Annotated in this window: 14 protein-coding genes and 2 pseudogenes; 3 read left to right on the forward strand and 13 right to left on the reverse strand. The window is 47.0% G+C overall.

The window, feature by feature from the left end; genetic code table 11:
• A pseudogene (locus ACLGGO_RS25665) lies at positions 1-74 on the reverse strand (RRXRR domain-containing protein); the annotation flags it as partial.
• A gap of 255 nt (positions 75-329) precedes the next feature.
• Positions 330-863, reverse strand: coding sequence for a DUF2808 domain-containing protein (locus ACLGGO_RS25670; RefSeq protein ID WP_446421401.1), 534 nt, complete (start codon positions 861-863; stop codon positions 330-332).
• 1,332 nt (positions 864-2,195) lie between these two features.
• Between ACLGGO_RS25670 and ACLGGO_RS25675 the strand changes: the two genes are divergently transcribed.
• From ACLGGO_RS25675 to ACLGGO_RS25685, 3 genes are all read left to right on the forward strand, one after another.
• The gene (locus ACLGGO_RS25675; protein WP_446421402.1) at positions 2,196-3,341 is read left to right on the forward strand and encodes a Re/Si-specific NAD(P)(+) transhydrogenase subunit alpha; all 1,146 of its coding nucleotides are present in this window, start codon (positions 2,196-2,198) and stop codon (positions 3,339-3,341) included.
• 89 nt (positions 3,342-3,430) lie between these two features.
• Positions 3,431-3,709: an NAD(P) transhydrogenase subunit alpha gene (locus ACLGGO_RS25680; RefSeq protein ID WP_446338094.1), complete on the forward strand. Its 279-nt coding sequence runs from the start codon at positions 3,431-3,433 to the stop codon at positions 3,707-3,709.
• Between the two features lie 13 nt (positions 3,710-3,722).
• Positions 3,723-5,129 carry an NAD(P)(+) transhydrogenase (Re/Si-specific) subunit beta gene (locus tag ACLGGO_RS25685; RefSeq protein WP_446338095.1) on the forward strand — a complete coding sequence of 469 codons (1,407 nt, stop codon included), beginning with the start codon at positions 3,723-3,725 and terminating at the stop codon, positions 5,127-5,129.
• 118 nt (positions 5,130-5,247) lie between these two features.
• On the opposite strand, the gene ACLGGO_RS25690 is transcribed toward ACLGGO_RS25685, so the two are convergent.
• The 11 genes and pseudogenes from ACLGGO_RS25690 to ACLGGO_RS25740 form a co-directional block, all read right to left on the reverse strand.
• Positions 5,248-5,376: a hypothetical protein gene (locus tag ACLGGO_RS25690; protein WP_446421403.1), complete on the reverse strand. Its 129-nt coding sequence runs from the start codon at positions 5,374-5,376 to the stop codon at positions 5,248-5,250.
• 192 nt (positions 5,377-5,568) lie between these two features.
• Complete coding sequence (locus ACLGGO_RS25695) at positions 5,569-7,104, reverse strand: serine/threonine protein kinase (RefSeq protein WP_446338096.1); 1,536 nt, start codon at positions 7,102-7,104, stop codon at positions 5,569-5,571.
• A gap of 430 nt (positions 7,105-7,534) precedes the next feature.
• A pseudogene (locus ACLGGO_RS25700) lies at positions 7,535-8,080 on the reverse strand (RNA-guided endonuclease InsQ/TnpB family protein); the annotation flags it as partial.
• Positions 8,055-8,243, reverse strand: coding sequence for a helix-turn-helix domain-containing protein (locus ACLGGO_RS25705; protein WP_446338097.1), 189 nt, complete (start codon positions 8,241-8,243; stop codon positions 8,055-8,057). The pseudogene ACLGGO_RS25700 and the gene ACLGGO_RS25705, both read right to left, overlap by 26 nt.
• Positions 8,244-8,453: 210 nt before the next feature.
• Complete coding sequence (locus ACLGGO_RS25710) at positions 8,454-8,900, reverse strand: hypothetical protein (RefSeq protein WP_446338098.1); 447 nt, start codon at positions 8,898-8,900, stop codon at positions 8,454-8,456.
• A gap of 178 nt (positions 8,901-9,078) precedes the next feature.
• Positions 9,079-10,278 carry an anhydro-N-acetylmuramic acid kinase gene (locus tag ACLGGO_RS25715; protein WP_446421404.1) on the reverse strand — a complete coding sequence of 400 codons (1,200 nt, stop codon included), beginning with the start codon at positions 10,276-10,278 and terminating at the stop codon, positions 9,079-9,081.
• Between the two features lie 169 nt (positions 10,279-10,447).
• Positions 10,448-12,637: a hypothetical protein gene (locus ACLGGO_RS25720; protein ID WP_446421405.1), complete on the reverse strand. Its 2,190-nt coding sequence runs from the start codon at positions 12,635-12,637 to the stop codon at positions 10,448-10,450.
• Positions 12,638-12,701: 64 nt separating this feature from the next.
• Positions 12,702-14,180: a hypothetical protein gene (locus ACLGGO_RS25725; RefSeq protein ID WP_446421406.1), complete on the reverse strand. Its 1,479-nt coding sequence runs from the start codon at positions 14,178-14,180 to the stop codon at positions 12,702-12,704.
• Between the two features lie 31 nt (positions 14,181-14,211).
• Positions 14,212-15,249 carry a phage tail protein gene (locus ACLGGO_RS25730; protein ID WP_446421407.1) on the reverse strand — a complete coding sequence of 346 codons (1,038 nt, stop codon included), beginning with the start codon at positions 15,247-15,249 and terminating at the stop codon, positions 14,212-14,214.
• Between the two features lie 179 nt (positions 15,250-15,428).
• A complete protein-coding gene (locus tag ACLGGO_RS25735) occupies positions 15,429-17,654 on the reverse strand; it encodes a putative baseplate assembly protein (RefSeq protein ID WP_446338103.1) in 2,226 nt (741 codons plus the stop codon).
• A 196-nt stretch (positions 17,655-17,850) separates the two neighbouring features.
• Positions 17,851-18,267 carry a GPW/gp25 family protein gene (locus tag ACLGGO_RS25740; protein ID WP_446338104.1) on the reverse strand — a complete coding sequence of 139 codons (417 nt, stop codon included), beginning with the start codon at positions 18,265-18,267 and terminating at the stop codon, positions 17,851-17,853.
• Positions 18,268-18,285: the final 18 nt, after the last annotated feature.

Here is an 18,285-nt window from a genome sequence, read left to right on the forward strand (position 1 = left end):
TGCTTATTCGCTCGGATTGAGGGCGCAAGCTTAGCTTGCTTACGATTATCAAACCGCTTTTGGCGGTGAGAGCGCTCCGATACTCGTAGCATGGAGATAATCCTCACGAGTGAGAGTAATAAGTCCCTTCCCGCCATCTCGGTTAAGATGTCCTGACTCGCGCAGCGGCTTGACAAAAAGCCTTAGAGATAATCCGAACTAGGGAAGTATTCGGAAGTCTGTGCCAAACCGAGACGATGGTGCGGTATTCAACGGTTTAAATCGCCGTTTGTCCGGCAATCCCTGTCCTCACGAAGTAGGGCAGGGTTATTGAACCCTGTGAGTGAAAACTAACTAATCGTCAGAATCCAGGTTCCCAGATAACGCGGTAGGGGAACATCACCGGGAGTCCATACCAGACATTCAAAATAAAAGGTGCCGCCAAACCGGGGATTTTTTACATCAGACAACACGATTTCCACCTTTTCTTGGGCTGGAACTGGCTCCTGCATATAAATCTGGAGCTGGTAATTATCTTTATCCCAGTCCACCTCAGCAATGGGTAGGGATTCACCGTCAACCCTGACCTCAATCCGATCTGGATTAAATTTTCCTGTGTAATAATCTGGATAACGAACGACAAACTGCTGTACCGCCAATTCCATCTTTTTGCTGGGAATCCTCAATCTCAATCGATCCCAAGCCGCTGCACGACCCCCAAAGTCAAAATAGTACCTGAGAATATTTTCCCGTTGCACACCGCTAAAAATAGTGAGTCCGGGATTATTCTGAGCCCAAGTCTGGACAGCTAAACCTGTGAATAAACAGCCTGTTAAAGCAACGGCTGAAACGAAGCGTCCTAGAAGAGATTTGCGGGTAAACATAAGTGGGTGACCTTTCGCTGTAAAAAAACTAAGATTTTTACTAAGCTTTACAGTTTTTGACTGTAGCAGATTTAAGTTATACCGTAGTCCGGCGATGTTGCAGACGCTCAAGACGTGGGAAAAGTGCCTTAGGTTCATCTCCCACCTGGGGAAGCTCCGGATGTAGGGGCTGGTTTTACCGTAAACGTTTTAGCACTGTCCCAAAACTTGAGGAGCGCCCGCCCTTCCCAGGGGGAGTCTGTCACCTTTGAAGGTTGGGTTCTTGGAACCTAGGCTTGACGCGCAGCGATAGCAACGTCAGGAGCGTCAGCCTTCTCGTACTCGCCTTTGGCGTTCCCGAAGGGTAGATTAACCCAACGCAAGGGGGTTAACGAGTTGGGTTTGAGCGCTCTAGCCAACCTACTTGAAAGTTTTGTGCTTTTACGCTCCATGCTCCCAGTATGACAGGCTTGACTCTCGGCTTTGACTCCGCTAAAGTGTCTTGCAGCCTACTATCACCCTCTTTTTCATCGAAACTCCTTTGGGTCCCAAACCCTGTCTTTATAAGACAGCTTTACAATTAAATGCTGGTTTTTAAATGGAGATAATCCCAGGAACCAGCAAACCCTGTAATAAGTCCCTTCGCCCACCCAGTCCAAGATGTCTTGGCATTACCCAACGCCTAACCAATTAGGCTTAGAGGCTAGTCCGAACTAGGGAAGTATTCGGAAGTCTGTGCCAGAACTAGGCTCAAACCGAGCTATTCACCGCTTACGTTGTCCAAACTGGCTTGGTCAATCCTTGTCCCTTTTAGGGCAAGGTTGGTGAATTTTATCCTATCTGTAGTTAAATATACACAAAATTGGCAAAAAGCTGCTCATACTTCTGAGTATTACCAAATACTATTAGGATGCAAACAGCAAGCTCTCACGCATTGAATTAATTTGATTGTTGAGGTTGACGGGAGACAGGGAGAGAGTTTTACGGTTTTTGTCAAAACTTATTGCTATTCAATGTAGATGAACAAGAGCTGACTCAATTGCAAAATTTAGGACTATTTTATCAAGCGATACTACAAGTGATACTAGATAGCAGTAGCCTAGAAAATAAAGATGTTGGATATTAGGAGAATGGAATAGGAATATTCCGATTAAACTGTAGCTAATTGCAGTACGAATGAGGAACTCGACTGAATCGTCCTCAAGACCAACAAATTTTACCAGCCAAAAATAGCCTGTGTAGGGTTGATGCAAAAGGAAGGCACAAGGGCTATGATGTCATAAAAATACGCCCTTCGTGTATGGCAGTAGCCTAATGACTAAGTTATAGTTTTTTCGGTTAGAAGGAGTTTTCATGAAAATAGCACTGGTTAAAGAAATTGAAGTTGGCGAAAATCGGGTCGCCCTGATTCCGGATACTGTTGCCCGTTTAGTCAAACAGGGCTTAGAGATTTGGGTAGAAAATGGTGCGGGAGAGGCATCGTTTTTTAGCGATCGCGCCTACGAAGAAGCAGGGGCTACCTTAGTCTCAGATCCGGGCAAACTCTGGGGTGAAGCCGATGTCATCGTGAAAGTGGGCATTCCCAAAGATGATGAAATCAACCAGATGCGGGAAGGATCGGTATTAATTAGCTTCCTCAACCCCCTGGGTAAGCCAGACGTCGCCCAGAAACTGGCAAACCGCCAGGTGACAGCCTTCAGTATGGAATTGATTCCCCGTACCAGTCGCGCCCAGAGTATGGATGCGCTGTCCTCCCAAGCTGGGGTAGCCGGGTACAAAGCCGTACTGATTGCCGCCGCCGCATTACCGAAATTCTTCCCCATGTTAACCACAGCAGCGGGAACGATCAAACCCTCAAAAGTATTTATCCTCGGTGCAGGAGTCGCTGGCTTACAAGCGATCGCGACTGCCCGACGCCTGGGTGCTATGGTAGAAGCCTTTGATATTCGTCCGGCGGTTAAGGAAGAAGTGCAAAGTTTAGGGGCGAAGTTTGTCGAGGTAAAAATCCAAGAAGACACCGTTGCTGAAGGCGGTTATGCTAAGGAAATCTCTGACACCGCTAAACAGCGCACCCAAGAGGTGATCGCTGAACACGTCAAGCAAGCCGATGTGGTAATTACCACCGCCCAAGTTCCTGGGAAAAAAGCCCCCTTGCTAGTGACGGAGGAAATGGTACAGCAAATGAATCCAGGTTCGGTGATCGTGGATCTCGCCGCCGAACAAGGTGGAAACTGTGCCGTTACCGAAGCGGGGAAAGATATTGTCCGTCATGGCGTGACGATTATTGGTCCAATGAATGTCCCCTCGTCCATGCCCACCCACGCCAGCCAGATGTATGCCAAGAATATATCAACGTTATTGCAGTACCTGGTAAAAGAGGGACAGTTACAACTCAATTTTGAGGATGATATTGTAGAGAGCACCTGTGTCACCCATGGTGGCGAAATTCGTAATCAGCGGGTCAAAGATGCTCTGTCTCAAATGAGTACAAAAGTATAGGTCATGGTTGATCGTTTTGTCTTTGGCGATGAACCTGTCGCTTGCTCAAAGAAAAGTTAGTATCATGAAGCCCGAAAAAGGAGGAAGGGATGACCACCACATTTATTGCCAGTTTATTTGTCTTCGTGTTAGCTTCCTTTGTTGGTTTTGAAGTGATCAACAAAGTGCCACCCACCCTGCACACTCCCTTGATGTCTGGCGCTAATGCCATTTCCGGTATTGCCGTCATCGGCGCCTTGCTCATCTCCGGATCTAAGGAATGGAATGTCACAGTCATTTTGGGTTTAATTGCTGTGGTGTTAGCCACGGTTAACGTGGTGGGCGGTTTCTTAGTTACGGATCGAATGTTGCAAATGTTTAAAAAATAAGTGAGGTGAGAGCATGACCGAGTTTCTGCCGACTGGGATTGAACTAACCTATTTAGTCGCAACGGGATTATTTATCTTGGGGTTGAAAAAGCTGGGATCACCAGCTACGGCACGCCAAGGAAATGTTTGGGCTTCGGTAGGAATGCTGCTGGCTGTAGTGGCAACTCTGCTTAACCAACAGGTCTTAAATTATCAGATGATTGTGGCAGGGATCGCCCTGGGTTCCGTAATTGGCGTAATCGCCGCCTATAAAGTCGCGATGACTGCCATGCCTCAGATGGTAGGCTTACTGAATGGGTTGGGCGGTGCCGCATCAGCCCTAGTCGCGATCGGGGAATTTTGGCGCTTGCTCAGCACGGGTCAAGGTGTACCCTTAGGGTCTACGATTACCGTGATTCTGGGTGTGTTGATTGGTGGAGTCACGCTCACTGGCAGCTTTGTGGCATTTGGCAAGTTACAGGGGTTGATTACGGGTAAGCCGGTAAAGTTTCCCTTACAGCAACTTTTTAATTCCTTACTCCTGATTAGCTTTTTGGTGTGCAGTGGCTACCTATTAGTCACACCGGAGAATACAACCATCTTTCTGTCGATGGTAGGTATCTCCTCGGTGTTAGGGATTTTCTTTGTCCTGCCGATTGGCGGCGGCGATATGCCTGTAGTGATCTCACTGCTGAACTCGTTTTCTGGGTTAGCGGCGAGCGCGGCGGGTTTTGTCGTGATGAACGATATGCTGATTGTGGCTGGGGCGTTAGTTGGGGCTTCGGGTTTAATCCTGACCAATATTATGTGTAAAGCGATGAACCGTTCCCTACCCAATGTGCTATTTAGTGCCTTTGGTAGCGGTGACGCCAAAGGCGGTGCTGGTGGCGCAGGTGGTGTAGGGGACAAGGTTGTCCATAGCATCGATGCTGAAGAAGGGGCAATGATGTTGGGCTATGCCCGTTCAGTGGTCGTTGTTCCAGGTTATGGTATGGCGGTGGCTCAGGCACAACATACGGTGCGCGAGTTAGCTGATCAGCTTGAAAAACTGGGCGTTGAGGTCAAATACGCCATTCACCCAGTTGCGGGTCGTATGCCGGGACACATGAACGTACTTTTAGCCGAAGCGAATGTCTCTTATGACCAGCTCTATGACATGGATGACATCAATCCTCAGTTTGATAACACGGATGTCGCCCTCGTCATTGGTGCCAATGATGTGGTGAATCCAGCCGCTCGCAGCAATAGCGGTAGTCCGATTTACGGTATGCCGATTCTCGATGTCGATAAGGCGAAACATGCGATCGTGATTAAGCGAAGCATGAGCGCGGGCTTTGCTGGGATTGAAAATGAGCTGTTCTACGGCGATAAGACCATGATGTTGTTTGGTAGCGCCAAGGATATTGTGGCGCAGCTAGTTGCTCAAGTGAAGCAGCTGTGACATCATCCCACACCAAATCAAAGATTCTGGTGTGGGCTTCCAAGCTTCACAACTTGGATTTCCTGGTTTTTCCCGTTCGGCTGACGCTCACGGCGGAAGCCTTGCGGGATTTCGACACTTACCTAGACTCATAGGAGTACAGTTGAGTCCCCGGTAGACCTTCTGCACAGGCAGTTTCCATTCCCGCCAGCCCTGCGGTACTGGTTAGTTTGATTTGCGTTGGTTGTTGATGATCGAATTCGATCATCAACTCACACTGCAGCAATTTCAACTCGCTTTGTGAGCAGATGTATCGAATTACATGTCAATTTACCACATTGAGGTTGAGGGAGTCGAGTGTATCCCAACGCCCAATTAAAAATTATGGTGTGGGTCTTATTGCTCCCCCTCTCCCCCCACAATTAGATAAATTCTCAACTCAAGACTCAAAATTTAAACCCTATCCGGAAATATCGGTGGGATAATCAGTATGAACGGCTTCTAGCTTCATGACAATTTTCGGCTTAAGTTTCTCAAGCTCTTGCTTGAGAATTCGTTTACTCAGCTGAGGCTGAGCGCTGGGCATAGCCGCATGGCTAGCATTTGCCCAATCTAGGAGCAGTTTCCGCTGAGTTGAGGCAATGGTGGAGGTCATCACATTGGCGCAGCGTTGGGGTTGAGTCAGGGCAAAGAATAAAATCCGGTAGCTTCCCGATTCTCCTAAAATGCGGATCACTTTCTGACCCATGGCAGTTTTCAGATCCAAATAGCAGGTTAGCCAACGGGCGCCATGTTGCCGGTTATGCAATGCTGTAATCCATAACACCATGGGATGAGGAGACATCAGAAACAGGAATTGGTTATAGCGGGTACTAATTCGGCGGTTTTCAATATCGTCCTTCGTCAGCATCACCCAAAGGGTGGCTAACAGTTCCTGACTGGTGCGAATAATATGAGGAAAAACAATCGAGGCTTGAGGTTTGTTTTTGGGCCAAGATGTTTGTAAACAGAGGTCTTCAATGGAACGAGCTGGAGGCTGGGGCGGTTCTTCTACGCGGGATATTTTCGAGAGTACCGCACCAATCCGTTGACCGAGTTGTCGTCCTTGACCAAAACGCTGCTCTAAGGGTTCTAACGTCTGGATGACTTCCTCAATTGTTTGCGGGCGATCGCTCGCCTCTTTTGCCAAACAACTCATCACCAGATTTTCCAAGGCTTTGGGCAATTTCAAATCAGGTTTTGCGGCTTCAAAGGTGCGCGGTGGACTGAAGTGATGGGCTTTGTACCACCCGCCGAAGGAATTGGATTCGCCCACAATCGGCATTTCCCCCGTGAGCATCTCAAACATCATCACACCCAGACTGTAAATATCTGAGCGGTTATCCAGTTCCCGTCCTTCCATTTGCTCGGGGGAACAATAGGCTAACGTCCCCATAAACGAGTGTGTTTGCTCGCTGTTGGACTGGATCAGCTTGGCAATGCCAAAGTCGAGGATTTTTACCAGTTCCCCGAAGGAGGCGTCTTGAACCACGAGAATATTGCTGGGTTTAATATCTCGGTGAATAATTGGGCTAGGTTGCCCTTCGATCACGATCCCCTTATGAGCGCATTGCAGCCCTAAACTAATCTGACGGCTAATATTGAGAAACCGAGGTAAAGGTAGGGTTTGATCGCGAATGATTTCACTTAAGCCATTGCCTTCTAGGAACTCCATGACGTAAAACGAAATATCATTTTCATCCACGCCATAATCCCGGACGCGCACGATATGATTACTTTTTTCCCCAAGTAGCGCACAGATTGTTGCTTCTCGCTCAAAGCGATCGCGCATTTTTTGGTTGAGCAAGGTTTGGGAGATGAATTTGACAGCGACAATAACGCCGCCGAGTAACATATCTTTAGCTTTATAAACTTGACCCATAGCGCCCTGACCTATCAACCCAACGAGTTGATAGCGATTGGCGAGTATGCGACCATGATTAGGGTCTTTTGTCATGATTGGTTTAGTGAGAGCTTGGAGCAGTTGTGAACAATACCTATTTACCAGTTTGACCCAAGCGCAATTCGGCAAGTAGCATCCTCAAGAACTAAACCCAATAACTCACTCGGTTACTCGTTCCATGGTGACTAGCCATAGTTCATCGCTTCGTTGAGCGCTCAACTGGAGCCACACCTGTGGCAAACCGCACAATAAATAACTCAAGAAGTTAAAAATGTCAAGGATGACGTAGAATTTATCGGTCTATCCTGGACTCTATCCTGCTAAGCTAACACACAAAAGCAGGTAAAACGTCGCAGATTTTTAGGGGGGGGTCAAATCCCAGTGAGTGATCTTCACGCTTTATACTTCTGATTATAGGTGACACAGAAAATCGGAGTGACATCCTCCCACACCATAATCTTTGATTTGGTGTGGGCTTCCCAAATCACTTTGAGAACTTCCTGGTTATTCCCTTTCGGGATTTCGCCACTTGCCTAGATTGAGTTACCTCAACCCCCGGTAAATCGGCTGCACAGGCACTTTCTATTCCCGTCTGTCCAACGGTACTGATTAGCTCTATTCCTCGGTTTCTGATGACTTGACCATTAGCTACGTCGCGGTCAGTTTTAAAACCGCAATGGGGACAATCATGCACCCGGTAATCCAAGTCTTTTTTGACTTCACCTTTACATTCAGGACACTCCCCTGAAGTGCCTCTAGCGTCAACAACAGCAAAAAACTTCCCACGCTTCCAACAAACATATTGAGTAATGGTGCGGAATTGACCAAAACCAGCATCAAGAATATGCTTACCCAGCATTCCCTTGGCACTGATTCTATAGTCCAAATTTTCCATGAAAACTATATCACCAGCATCACAAAGGGCGTGAGCTTGTTTGAAATGGAAGTTTTTTCTGGTGTTGTCAATGTGGTGGTGAAGTCGGGCTACCTTGAGTCGTTGTTTTTCATAGTTCTTTGACCGCTTCTTTTTCCAGAGAGCATCTATCAATCAAACACTTACGACTATTACACCAATCTTTTATCTTCCCCAAGGCATAGTTATATGCACGGCGACAGATTTCCATCCACTCAATTAACCGTTGTTCTTGAGTGACATCTGGATAGATTCGGTAACGATAGTTAAGTGTCAGCATAGCTATCTTATAGCGTATTTACTGGATGATAGTGTGCTGTTAAATGTTAATTTAGGTGAACATTGAGTTAACTAAATTAACTTGGGGAAGTCGTGTATCCCATCGCGCTCATCATAGATTACAGCGTGGGTCTTACGACCTCCCTAAACCCCTGCTACAGATAAATTAGATAGGTTATTGCTAATGGTGTACCAGTTAATACGTCTTGTGCTATCCCGGCTGTCGTTCTAGCTTGGCTTCCATTGTGCTGGTCAGATAATGACCCGCCATGATGCTACTGGAGAGGTAGTAGGTATTGTCATCAAGTTGGTGTCGGGTTTCAAAACCACTACGTCTTTGACGATCGCCTAAAACCCAATAGCGTTGAACAATTGATTCTGGAGTGATCCAACCCTCGCCTTCGACACGACCTAAACCACTATGCTGTAAAACAAAGGTATACTGTCGTTCTCCGGCATCAAGACGCCCCCGATACTGGAAAGAAATATCCTCGCGCTCATCGTCGGGAAAAACCAGCTTTGTCACCATCGTAAACCAGTTTTCTCGACCCCAGGCAACAATTGTTTTCCCTCTGACGCTCAGCAGCAATCCATTGCGCTCCAGCCAATTCCCCTGGAGTGTCCATCGTCCTGCCTCCATTAAAAAGGTGTGAGCCACAGCGTTACCCTTTGCCTCTGATTGAATATTGCTTGTTGAATTTTTCCTCAACAGTGACACAATGCCTGACTAAGCAGATTGCCAAAATGGTAGTCATGAGGATAAAAAAGGCAATTATGTTTCAGTATTAAGTGTAGTCCCAAGTGGGCAAGAAACGCTTCATTGTAAATTAATTATTTTAGGATGGCGCGATATTACCCAAAAGTACCCCATGCTTGGCGCCTGTAACTTGAGGGAGATTCCCGCAAATGCCCAAGTCTCGCCAATAGGCTAAAACGGCAAAGGCGATCGCTTCTTTGAAATCTCCACTCACCCCAGCCTCATCTGTTGTTTGTATGTCCACTGACTGTAACCGGGTTTGTAAGCGCTGTTTGAGATAGAGATTGCGGCTACCCCCACCGCATAAGAATATCTGATCGGGCATCTGGGGCAAAAAGCGACGGTAGCTTTCCTCAATTGAGGCGACGGTGAGTTCTGTCAGGGTTGCCAATAAATCAGCCGGACTCAGGGAATAGAGTTGACTCTGGGCAATACATTGTTGTAAATAATCCCAACCGAACAATTCTCGCCCTGTCGATTTAGGGGGGGCTTGTTGGAAAAAGTCATGAGTTAACCATTGGTTAAGCAAGGCTTGACAAACCGTACCCTGACGCGCCCAGTTCCCGTCTTGGTCATAGGTTTTGCTTCCCTGAGTAAAATGCTGCACCGCTAAATCCAACAGACTATTCCCAGGTCCGGTATCCCAACCGCAGACAGCATCTAACCAATTCCCTTGACAGGGAGGGAGGTAGGTAACATTACCAATTCCGCCGATATTTTGGATACATCGGTGTTGAGTTGCACAGGAAAGCAAACAAGCATCAATTTTGGAGACTAGGGGCGCTCCTTGACCCCCAACTGCGATATCAGCAACACGAAAATTACTGATAGTTTTAATCCCTGTGGCGTCAGCAATAACCTCTCCCCGTCCTAACTGAAGACTATATCCCAAAGAAGAGTCGGAGAATCCTGGGACATCATCTCTCCCCTGCTCCCCCGCTCCCCTGCTCCCCTGCATCTTCCTAGGGGGGCGATGGTAAACAGTTTGACCGTGGGAACCGATCAGCGTAGCGGCGGGTGGGTGGTGTTTCTGGATGGCTTGGGCGGCTTGGGCAAATTGTTGGGCGATCGCATCATCTAACACCGCGAGTTCTGCCATAGGTATAGAACCGCCAGCACAGAGATTTAGGATCTGCGATCGCAGTTGTTCCGGGTAGGGGTAAGTCGCTCCCGCCAACAACTTCACGGTTAAATCTGACTCGGAACCAGCAATCTCCACGAAAGCCGCATCAATTCCATCAACTGACGTACCACTTATTAATCCAATGACGCGGGTCATAGTTTTTTCTGGGGGAGGAAGAAGAAAATAGCTACGGTAGGAATCAATAGATTGTACCAAGAGTTGGCATTTCCTCAAAAAACCTCAGCCTCACGGCTGAGGTCTGTGACATCCGGCTCTTCCGGACTTACTATGCCAAACTGTTAGTTAAAATTACCAAACCCTACGGTCACTCATCGCGATCGCACCCTAACCCTTGCAGCCGTTTCGCTCGTCTCACCCGCACCTGGGTATCGTCACTACCACTAGCGATCAGAATATTTCTCTTCAAAACATTTATATCAACACTATTGAATTTGAATGTTTGGTTTCTCAATGACCGACCTACTTCAATACCACTTGCGTAATTTTCTGCTCGTTTACCCTGATTCGTTAGGGGCCACAGCATCATTCGCCCGTCATCGCCACCACTGGCTAAGTAACAACCCCCATTACTTAAAGCCACAGAGCGCACGGGTTGACCGCCATGACCATTCGACCAGCGATCAAGAATTTCACAAGACTGATTATCCACCAAACAGGATCGCATATTCCATATAGTAATAGTGCCTTGATTATCAGCAGTTGCCAAAAGATAAGGTTTTAATTTGGCAACATCCATGCTGAATATATAGTCATCTTTTCCCCCTTCCTCTCCTTCTTTGTAGGTCACTTTACGCAGAGAATTATCACCCAAATTCAAAATAACTAACTGATGAAATCGTCCAGCAACTGCTAAATTTTGATTGCCTTGTCCTATAAATTCCAAGTTATAGACAGCGAAGTCAAAGTTTAGCTCCATAATCGGTTGCTTTTCTTCGTTCAATTGTCCTAGAGATTGGTCTAGATCTTGGTAAATATCCCACCCAAGCACCTTACCACTGCCATGACCGCTAAACAGATAACGAGAGTCTTCAGTAAACTCTAATGCTAAGACCCGATCATCTTTTTGAAAAGAAAAAGAATCCATCAATTTTGGTGTTTCTGCCAATAAATTCAATAGTTGGATCTCACCATTTTCTAACCCAGCAGCGACAACATTATTATCTATCGGTTTATAACGAATAACGCGCACGGCTTTCCCCGTATCGGCAATTTCCTCTACTTCTGGATTAGCAACAGGATTAAAAAAGCCATCAACTCGCCATTTAATTAAAGTTTCATCACTGGAACCACTAACGACATTCTGACTCATGCCATTAAATTGCACGGAATTAACTGCCGCTTGGTGTCCAAACAACTTGTTATTGGGATTGAGCCAAGATAGCCACCATATAAAATATAAAAGCAAAACTCCTCCACCCAAAACTAACCAAGCCGGAAGAATTGGATAAACATCCAGTCTTAACACTTGACTAGTGGGATTGGTATTTCCTAAACGCTGATCCGATAACATCGCCACCGCTTCTAAAGATAGTCGCTTGGTTCCACCCCATAAATGGCGTCGGGCTTGAACTCTAGTCGCTGCTTGAGCCGTTTGACCTGGATTCAATTCTGCGGGTTTATCCGGCAATTCTAAGGTACATTCCTGTTTGTCTTCACCTTGAATTTCAACACTGACTTGCTGATGAAGATTGCTATGATTATCAAATTCCAATGTGTAGGTAACCGGGAAACTACGCCAGTTGGGTAACCAGGTGCGTTTGGCTGGAATTTGTTGCTGCTTGGGAGTGGCGCTAAATTTAACCAATCCCATAGGCAAAACTTCTAGGATACCTTCCACTTGGGCGGGAGAGCCATGACGATGAGTCGCCGCGATCGCAAAAGGATAAATCCGGCTGGGGGCTTGGGGAATGTCAGGAATTTGGCAGATAAATGTTTCGGTTGCTTGTCCGCCAGGAGGTAGGTGTAACTGGCGTTCAGTTCCATCCACAATCCAGGTTGGATCTAAGCCCGAAAACCTCAAAGTAACATCAGTTTCAAGTTGACTGGGATTATAAACCCGTACCGGGATTTCCTGCTGATTTGCTGGATACTCTTGAAACTCCCCCACTGGCAGATCCAATTTTAACGGAATCGAACCCGTACCCTGTTCTAAAATTAAACGCAGGACTTCTCTGTCTTCATCTGGGAGTTCCATGGAGAAGACACGCACCGTTAGGTTCATCAGTCCCACAAACCCTGGTACAGGATTATCCACAATCGTCACCTGAAAATGGGTGACATCACCGGGAGGCTTTTTGGTACTCACTTCTGGGGAGATAATGTACCAATCCGGAAGGCGATCAACGTCAACCCCAGCCGCCATGACTTCCACCTGAAAACTGGCAAAGCGATCGCTATCATTCACCACCATAACTTCAAACGCAGCAGGTAGACCTCCGGGCTTAAATCTAATTTGTTTTGGGGAAACAGTCGTATCAATTAAATTATCTGCCATTATTTTTTTCCTTACTCCTGAAACTCCCCTAGTTTTCCTATTAAGCAGTTCCCTCATCAACACCCTAGATCAACTTATCAAACAGATCATCTCGACGCGATTTATCCGGCGGTTTTGATGGCTTGGAGGGGTGGGAAGGATTTGATGTAACAATTTTTGGCAGTGGCTGTTGTCCCCAGGTTAGCTGTCGGCGACGCCAAGCCGTATACAAAATGTTAATCCCTATTTCTTGTGCTGTACGGATTGCTTCACGGGAGGTAAGTCGCTTTTCATTGATTCCCCACGCGCCTGATAAGTTACCTAGCGCGACGATAATTCCGCCACCGCTTAAGATTTGAATCGGCTTTCTGTTGATAGTAGGTGTCGCAGCAAAGAGAAAGGGTTGAGTCCGAAGTAAGTCGTGGCGGTCTAATTTTTCCAGTGGAGTTAACAGAACTCCCAAACTTTGGGCAAACTCTTGGAATCGACCCGCGATCGAATTCTTGCGTCTGGCTAACTCTGTCGCAATCATCTCTCGTTCACTTACAATATCTTGTCGGCATTGCTTTAATCTTGTATCTGTATCAATATTTGGAGTGTTATCGATTTGAGTTAATGCCTGTTCGAGTTCGTGGTAAAGTTGGCTCAGGTCTTTTATTGCATTGCCTTGCCTCCAATGTTTCAAGTCTGACGACGCTTCTACTAAAAGTGTGCCTCCTGCCTTTAAATACTGTCGCAGAACCTCAAATTCAGATTCTCCTAATACATGGACTTGGCGATCCGCCATGAAAAATAAATCATATTCTAAAATATTTTGTAGCTCTGCAAATTGTAAACTGAATTGTCCAATTTCATCACCCCCCTGCAGGGCTGGATAAAGTCCAGAAGTTGATTGCAGAAGATAGGAGAGATTCGCTAAAATACGCTCATGTTCATTGTTATCAACGGCTAGCCCTTTGTACATGGCAACTTGAACAACCGCCTGAGGTCGCGCTTGTGGCTGGAGACGGTAGCGCAAGTCCAACTGGTTATAGCTAGGGGAGAAAACATGGACGGGGACTTCAAGTTTAAATTTTCCAGCTTTAAGGAGAATCCGGCACAATTCCACATCCCCTTCAGTGGGTGGACTCGTCTTCTCATCAATCCGAAATGTTTCGATGATTCTATCTGTGGTTCTACGGGTGCGTAATTCTTCGGGATCTCTAAATTTAACTACCAAATAAACCATCAAGGGTTTTTCTGGCGTCGCTTCTGAAGAAATCCGGTAGGACATGGGTTCAGGCACTACGATAAAATTGCCAAATAAATCAATGGCAATTCCCGGTTGAATTTCGACCCAACGTTCATCTCGGTATTTTGCCACAACATCAGCGGGTGCGGGAACAATATGTACCCCCAAACCGAAGACAATTCCTGGCTGATGCAGAGATTGGTAATAGGTTCTACGATACTGACGGTGATATTGGTGCGCTAACTGCCAACGTTGGGCATCAATGAGTAAGCCATCTGTGACATGGAGACGCTCAAATTGTTGGATAGAAGGTGGAGGAAAATGGTTAGTCATTTGTCATTTGTTATTTGTTATTTGTCATTTGTCATTCAACATAGAGTTCATAGGTACAAAATGCGGGTTTTTCTTGTTGAATAATTTGATGAACTAATAATTCGTCAATTTTAGTCGGGGGATCAGGACGCAGTCGCACAATGAAATGATAAGGTTGTCCGCCGCCGATAAGGGAGTCTTGATTTAGGCGCGTGTTTCCCATCATAAATCCCTGACCAAAAACTTCTTGAATACAAATATGTCTTTGATGTTCTGGGAGATGATCATCTAAAGGTAAATCAGTAAATAGATGCAAGTAGAATCGTAGTCCCCTGCGCGTACCCCGCCAGCGATAAATCTCCATCGCCTGACGAATCAGATAGCGCTGTCGCTGTAGGCTTAAGGCGGGGTTAAGCTGCCAACCGACCCAATGGGCTAGAAAGGGTAGAAGTGTCTCTGGTGTCATTAAGGGGTCGAGATACGCCCATAAAGCATCCAGGGATTGTACTGTCGGTTCAAAGGCTTGCTCGAAAATTTTCAGCAAGCGACCCATAAAATCTACTTCTCGATAGATTTCAGGTAAAAAGTTTAGATATAAGCTGTGAGGGCGAACATAAAGATTAAAGCTAGCTGATTCAACATGTTTGTTCCCCGTTACCGATTGGCTGTAGTAGACATAAATCTGACCGCGATAATCGAGACGGTGAGAGGGTTGAGCATCTCCTACCTGATTAGACTCAAAGAAATCGGCTGGCATATAAAAGCGAATGACAGCTTCCATCAGTCCACCGGGACGGAGTTCCCGCCCTTCCATACCCAAACGATACCATTGGGAAGGAAAATCTCCCTGGATTTGAATATCCAAGTGTAAGGTATGGTTGCTTAGATTTTCTAGTTCCAGCAGGAGTTCACTGGGTTCTCCGGGGTAGAGGGTAAGATAGCAACCGCGACGTTCTGTTTGCCGAGTTGCTTGGCTGAGCAAAGGCGCTTCTAACTCGCTGGACTCCCCAATGGACTCAGGGGTGACCTCTGGCAACTGCATGGGAGTCAGTTGCAGACGTAAGGGTAATATATCGCGAGCTTGTGTCATTTGTCATTTGTCAAGGGAACAGGGAACAGGGAAACGGGAACAGGGAACGGCGAAACGGGAACAGGGAACGGCGAAACCATGTCCGACTAGCGCGTTGGATCAAATCGGGGCGGGTGCTTTGTTAAGTTAGGGGTTTTCTAGTGAACATTATCGGTAAAACCCGCCCCGACAAAAAAATTCTAAGGAATTAAGTTGATCACATGACCAGAGCGTAATCGATTATTGTGCCATGAACAGATTAAACCCAAAGGACCGGGGTCAATAACAGGGGTTCGTGGTAAGGTTCGCATCCACTTTTGTCCCTGACTCCGTAATTCAAACAGTTGTACAGCGCCTAAATACTGTACACCAGGCACGCTTTGTAATATAGTCACAATATCAGATGAGTAAACGGGGCGACCAAATGACCACCCTTTACCCTCTGAACCGCCGATCAGAGGATTGAGAAAGCGATACAATGCGGTTTGTAATTTCAATAGTATTTCTTGTTGAGCGCGGGGATTATTATAAGCTGGATCGAGAGCAACTTCAGTTTGTACCGCAACCCCGACGTAATCAGGTTGGCTACAGAGGATTTCTACACCCAGTAATCGTCGTTCGTCGAGATAACTCAGCACTCGCTCGGTGAGTTGGGGAGTCAGGGTTAATAAGTCTGGGTCAATTCCTTCACCTCGCTCAATACCATCGGTATTGGCGTTTGGTACAAGCAGCAGACGCACTCTTCCAGCTTCTTCTTTACGAATTGGCGATAAGCATAACGTGCGAGCAATGGAACCGCTTCCTGCTTCCATGGCTAAGTATTCAAAGTCTTCGGGAGTGACGGCGCGATCGCGGGTTCGTAGGAGTCGTGGTACACGGATCACGGCTTCTTCTAAGGATTCAGCATCAGCGCCATTCCGGGCGGAGGAATGGTTGATCACGTTAGCTACATAAGGAACGGCGGATTTGAGGACTTGAATCGCGCCCCGTTGAACGTTACCCTGTTGTCCACCTCCAATGCGATAGGCGACCATTTGAATCACAGCACCTCTAGGGGGAACCGCCCCATATTGACGTTCCATTGACTGCATCGCAGCGATATCCCGCCGTTCTACCACGCCAGTTCTACCATTGACTAAATTGAGCATTTCCGACGGTACTCTCTGAGACTGGGAACGCCACCACGTCTGTTCTCGCAGTTGAGAAGGTTCTCGTAATAGGGGACCAAATTGAACGGTTCCGGTAATCGCATCAATGGTATAGTGCAGGTCTTCTGGACCTGAATCGGCAAAATCATTGACTTCTTGCCATATTTGTGGTAATCCTCCAGGCGGAATCACCAGAATATGTTCCTCATCCCGTCGGGGTAAAATTCCCCGTCCTTGTAATTGAAAGGTTTGACCGGGGGTTCCGTCACTTTCGCCGAGGATTTCATTCCGAATCGTGGTACATTGGGTGACTTCGACTGTACCGCCAATCGAACGGACATCTAAACCAACAATTCGCGGGGAACGAATATAACCGGGTTGATTGAAGCGAGGTTCGGTGTAAATACAGCGCAGCCAGCGTCCCTGATAGGTAACAAATTGGGTAACCGGTAAACGCAGGGGTAAATGCAAGACAACATCCGCCCCTTGTAAAGGATCGCCTCCCTGCTGAATCAGTTCACTAAAACTGAATCCTTTGGTGCTATCATCGGCTTCTCGCAGCAGGATAGGTTCCCAAAACATACCATTCCAGGCTTGCCAAAGGCGGGGTGGATCTTCGGGATTAATCCCGGTGGAGGTAGCGGCTTCACCTTTGATCCGCAGGGCGATAACATTGCCTTCAATGGGTTGATCCCCCTCAAAGACGATATAAAAGCAATTTCCCGTTTGGGGTTGTTCATTAAAAATCGATAACTCCAAGCCTTGCCACTCTCCCCTGGGTCGCTGAGTCCAAGTTCCCACGAAGCGATCGCGCAGGATTTGGGGTTGATCTTCATCGGTGTCGGAGGTGAGAAAATGGCGGATACTCGGTTTAGCAATCACCAGGGAGCGATCGGTGCTAAAAATAATCGCATCGTCGGTTTGGGTTCGTACCGTCGCCACTTCTGTTCCCAATGGAATCGTGTAGGATTCAGGTAGCGCCGCACTCAGATAAAACGTCTGTTGGGTTTGCGCCGGGGTTGGGGCTTGTAGGCGAATCCCCAGTAATTCCAGAAAGGTAACATAGTTACGGCGGGGGACTTGATTGAACCGCAGCAACATTTGGTCAGTTAACCAAGCGAACAGTTCAATCAGCGTGATTCCGGGATCACTGGGGTTATAATTCGTCCACTCTGGACAGTAGCGGGGAATGCGGAGGATACACTCTTCCACCAAATCCTGAAACGTGCGATCGTCGAGATCTGATTTTGGTAAATTCGGTAAAAAATCAAATTCCATAATTTGTCATTTGTCATTTGTCATTTGTCATTTGTCATTTGTTATTTGTCATTCGTTGGTTGGTAACTCTTCCTCCCCAGCTTCCCCAGCTTCCCCAGCTCCCCCAGCTCCCCCAGCTTCCCCAGCTCCCCCAGCTCCCCCAGCTTCCCCAGCTCCCCCAGCTCCCTATCCCCAGCACAAATTCAGCAGATCCTAGTTACTCCCCAGAGGGCTGGAGATAGAACGGATAAACCAGACTCCGAGTATCATGGGAGTCTTTCGGATGATATTCAATAGTAATATTGACCCGACCGCGAATCGGGTCAGGTTCTGTATAAACGCCATCTAGTACAATCCGAGGTTCCCACATTTTTATGGCTTCCTCCACATAAACTCGGATCAGCAAAAGAGTTTGGGTATTCATCGGCGCAAAGGCAAGTTCAGACAGGCGCGAGCCAAAATTTTGTCGGTAGACTCGTTCCCCCACCTTTGTTCCCAGAATAAGCCCAATCGATTCTTCGAGGTTCCGGATATCGGAACTGAGTTGCAGGCTTCCTTGTAAGTTTCCCCGTAATGGGAATGATAGTCCCCTACCCAGATAAGAGCGGGGCTGATTATTTGTAATGTCTGCCATTTTTATAAATTTAGCGCG

The organism is Coleofasciculus sp. (genome assembly GCF_046565525.1).
Lineage (GTDB): Bacteria > Cyanobacteriota > Cyanobacteriia > Cyanobacteriales > Coleofasciculaceae > Coleofasciculus.

Coding starts and splice junctions, on each gene's coding strand:
- ACLGGO_RS25735 (WP_446338103.1), bottom strand. CDS start 17,654: ATGGAATTTGATTTTTTACCGAATTTACCAAAATCAGATCTCGACGAT.
- ACLGGO_RS25730 (WP_446421407.1), bottom strand. CDS start 15,249: ATGACACAAGCTCGCGATATATTACCCTTACGTCTGCAACTGACTCCC.
- ACLGGO_RS25720 (WP_446421405.1), bottom strand. CDS start 12,637: ATGGCAGATAATTTAATTGATACGACTGTTTCCCCAAAACAAATTAGA.
- ACLGGO_RS25725 (WP_446421406.1), bottom strand. CDS start 14,180: ATGACTAACCATTTTCCTCCACCTTCTATCCAACAATTTGAGCGTCTC.
- ACLGGO_RS25690 (WP_446421403.1), bottom strand. CDS start 5,376: ATGATCGAATTCGATCATCAACAACCAACGCAAATCAAACTAACCAGT.
- ACLGGO_RS25705 (WP_446338097.1), bottom strand. CDS start 8,243: ATGCTGACACTTAACTATCGTTACCGAATCTATCCAGATGTCACTCAA.
- ACLGGO_RS25670 (WP_446421401.1), bottom strand. CDS start 863: ATGTTTACCCGCAAATCTCTTCTAGGACGCTTCGTTTCAGCCGTTGCT.
- ACLGGO_RS25680 (WP_446338094.1), top strand. CDS start 3,431: ATGACCACCACATTTATTGCCAGTTTATTTGTCTTCGTGTTAGCTTCC.
- ACLGGO_RS25675 (WP_446421402.1), top strand. CDS start 2,196: ATGAAAATAGCACTGGTTAAAGAAATTGAAGTTGGCGAAAATCGGGTC.
- ACLGGO_RS25695 (WP_446338096.1), bottom strand. CDS start 7,104: ATGACAAAAGACCCTAATCATGGTCGCATACTCGCCAATCGCTATCAA.
- ACLGGO_RS25740 (WP_446338104.1), bottom strand. CDS start 18,267: ATGGCAGACATTACAAATAATCAGCCCCGCTCTTATCTGGGTAGGGGA.
- ACLGGO_RS25715 (WP_446421404.1), bottom strand. CDS start 10,278: ATGACCCGCGTCATTGGATTAATAAGTGGTACGTCAGTTGATGGAATT.
- ACLGGO_RS25685 (WP_446338095.1), top strand. CDS start 3,723: ATGACCGAGTTTCTGCCGACTGGGATTGAACTAACCTATTTAGTCGCA.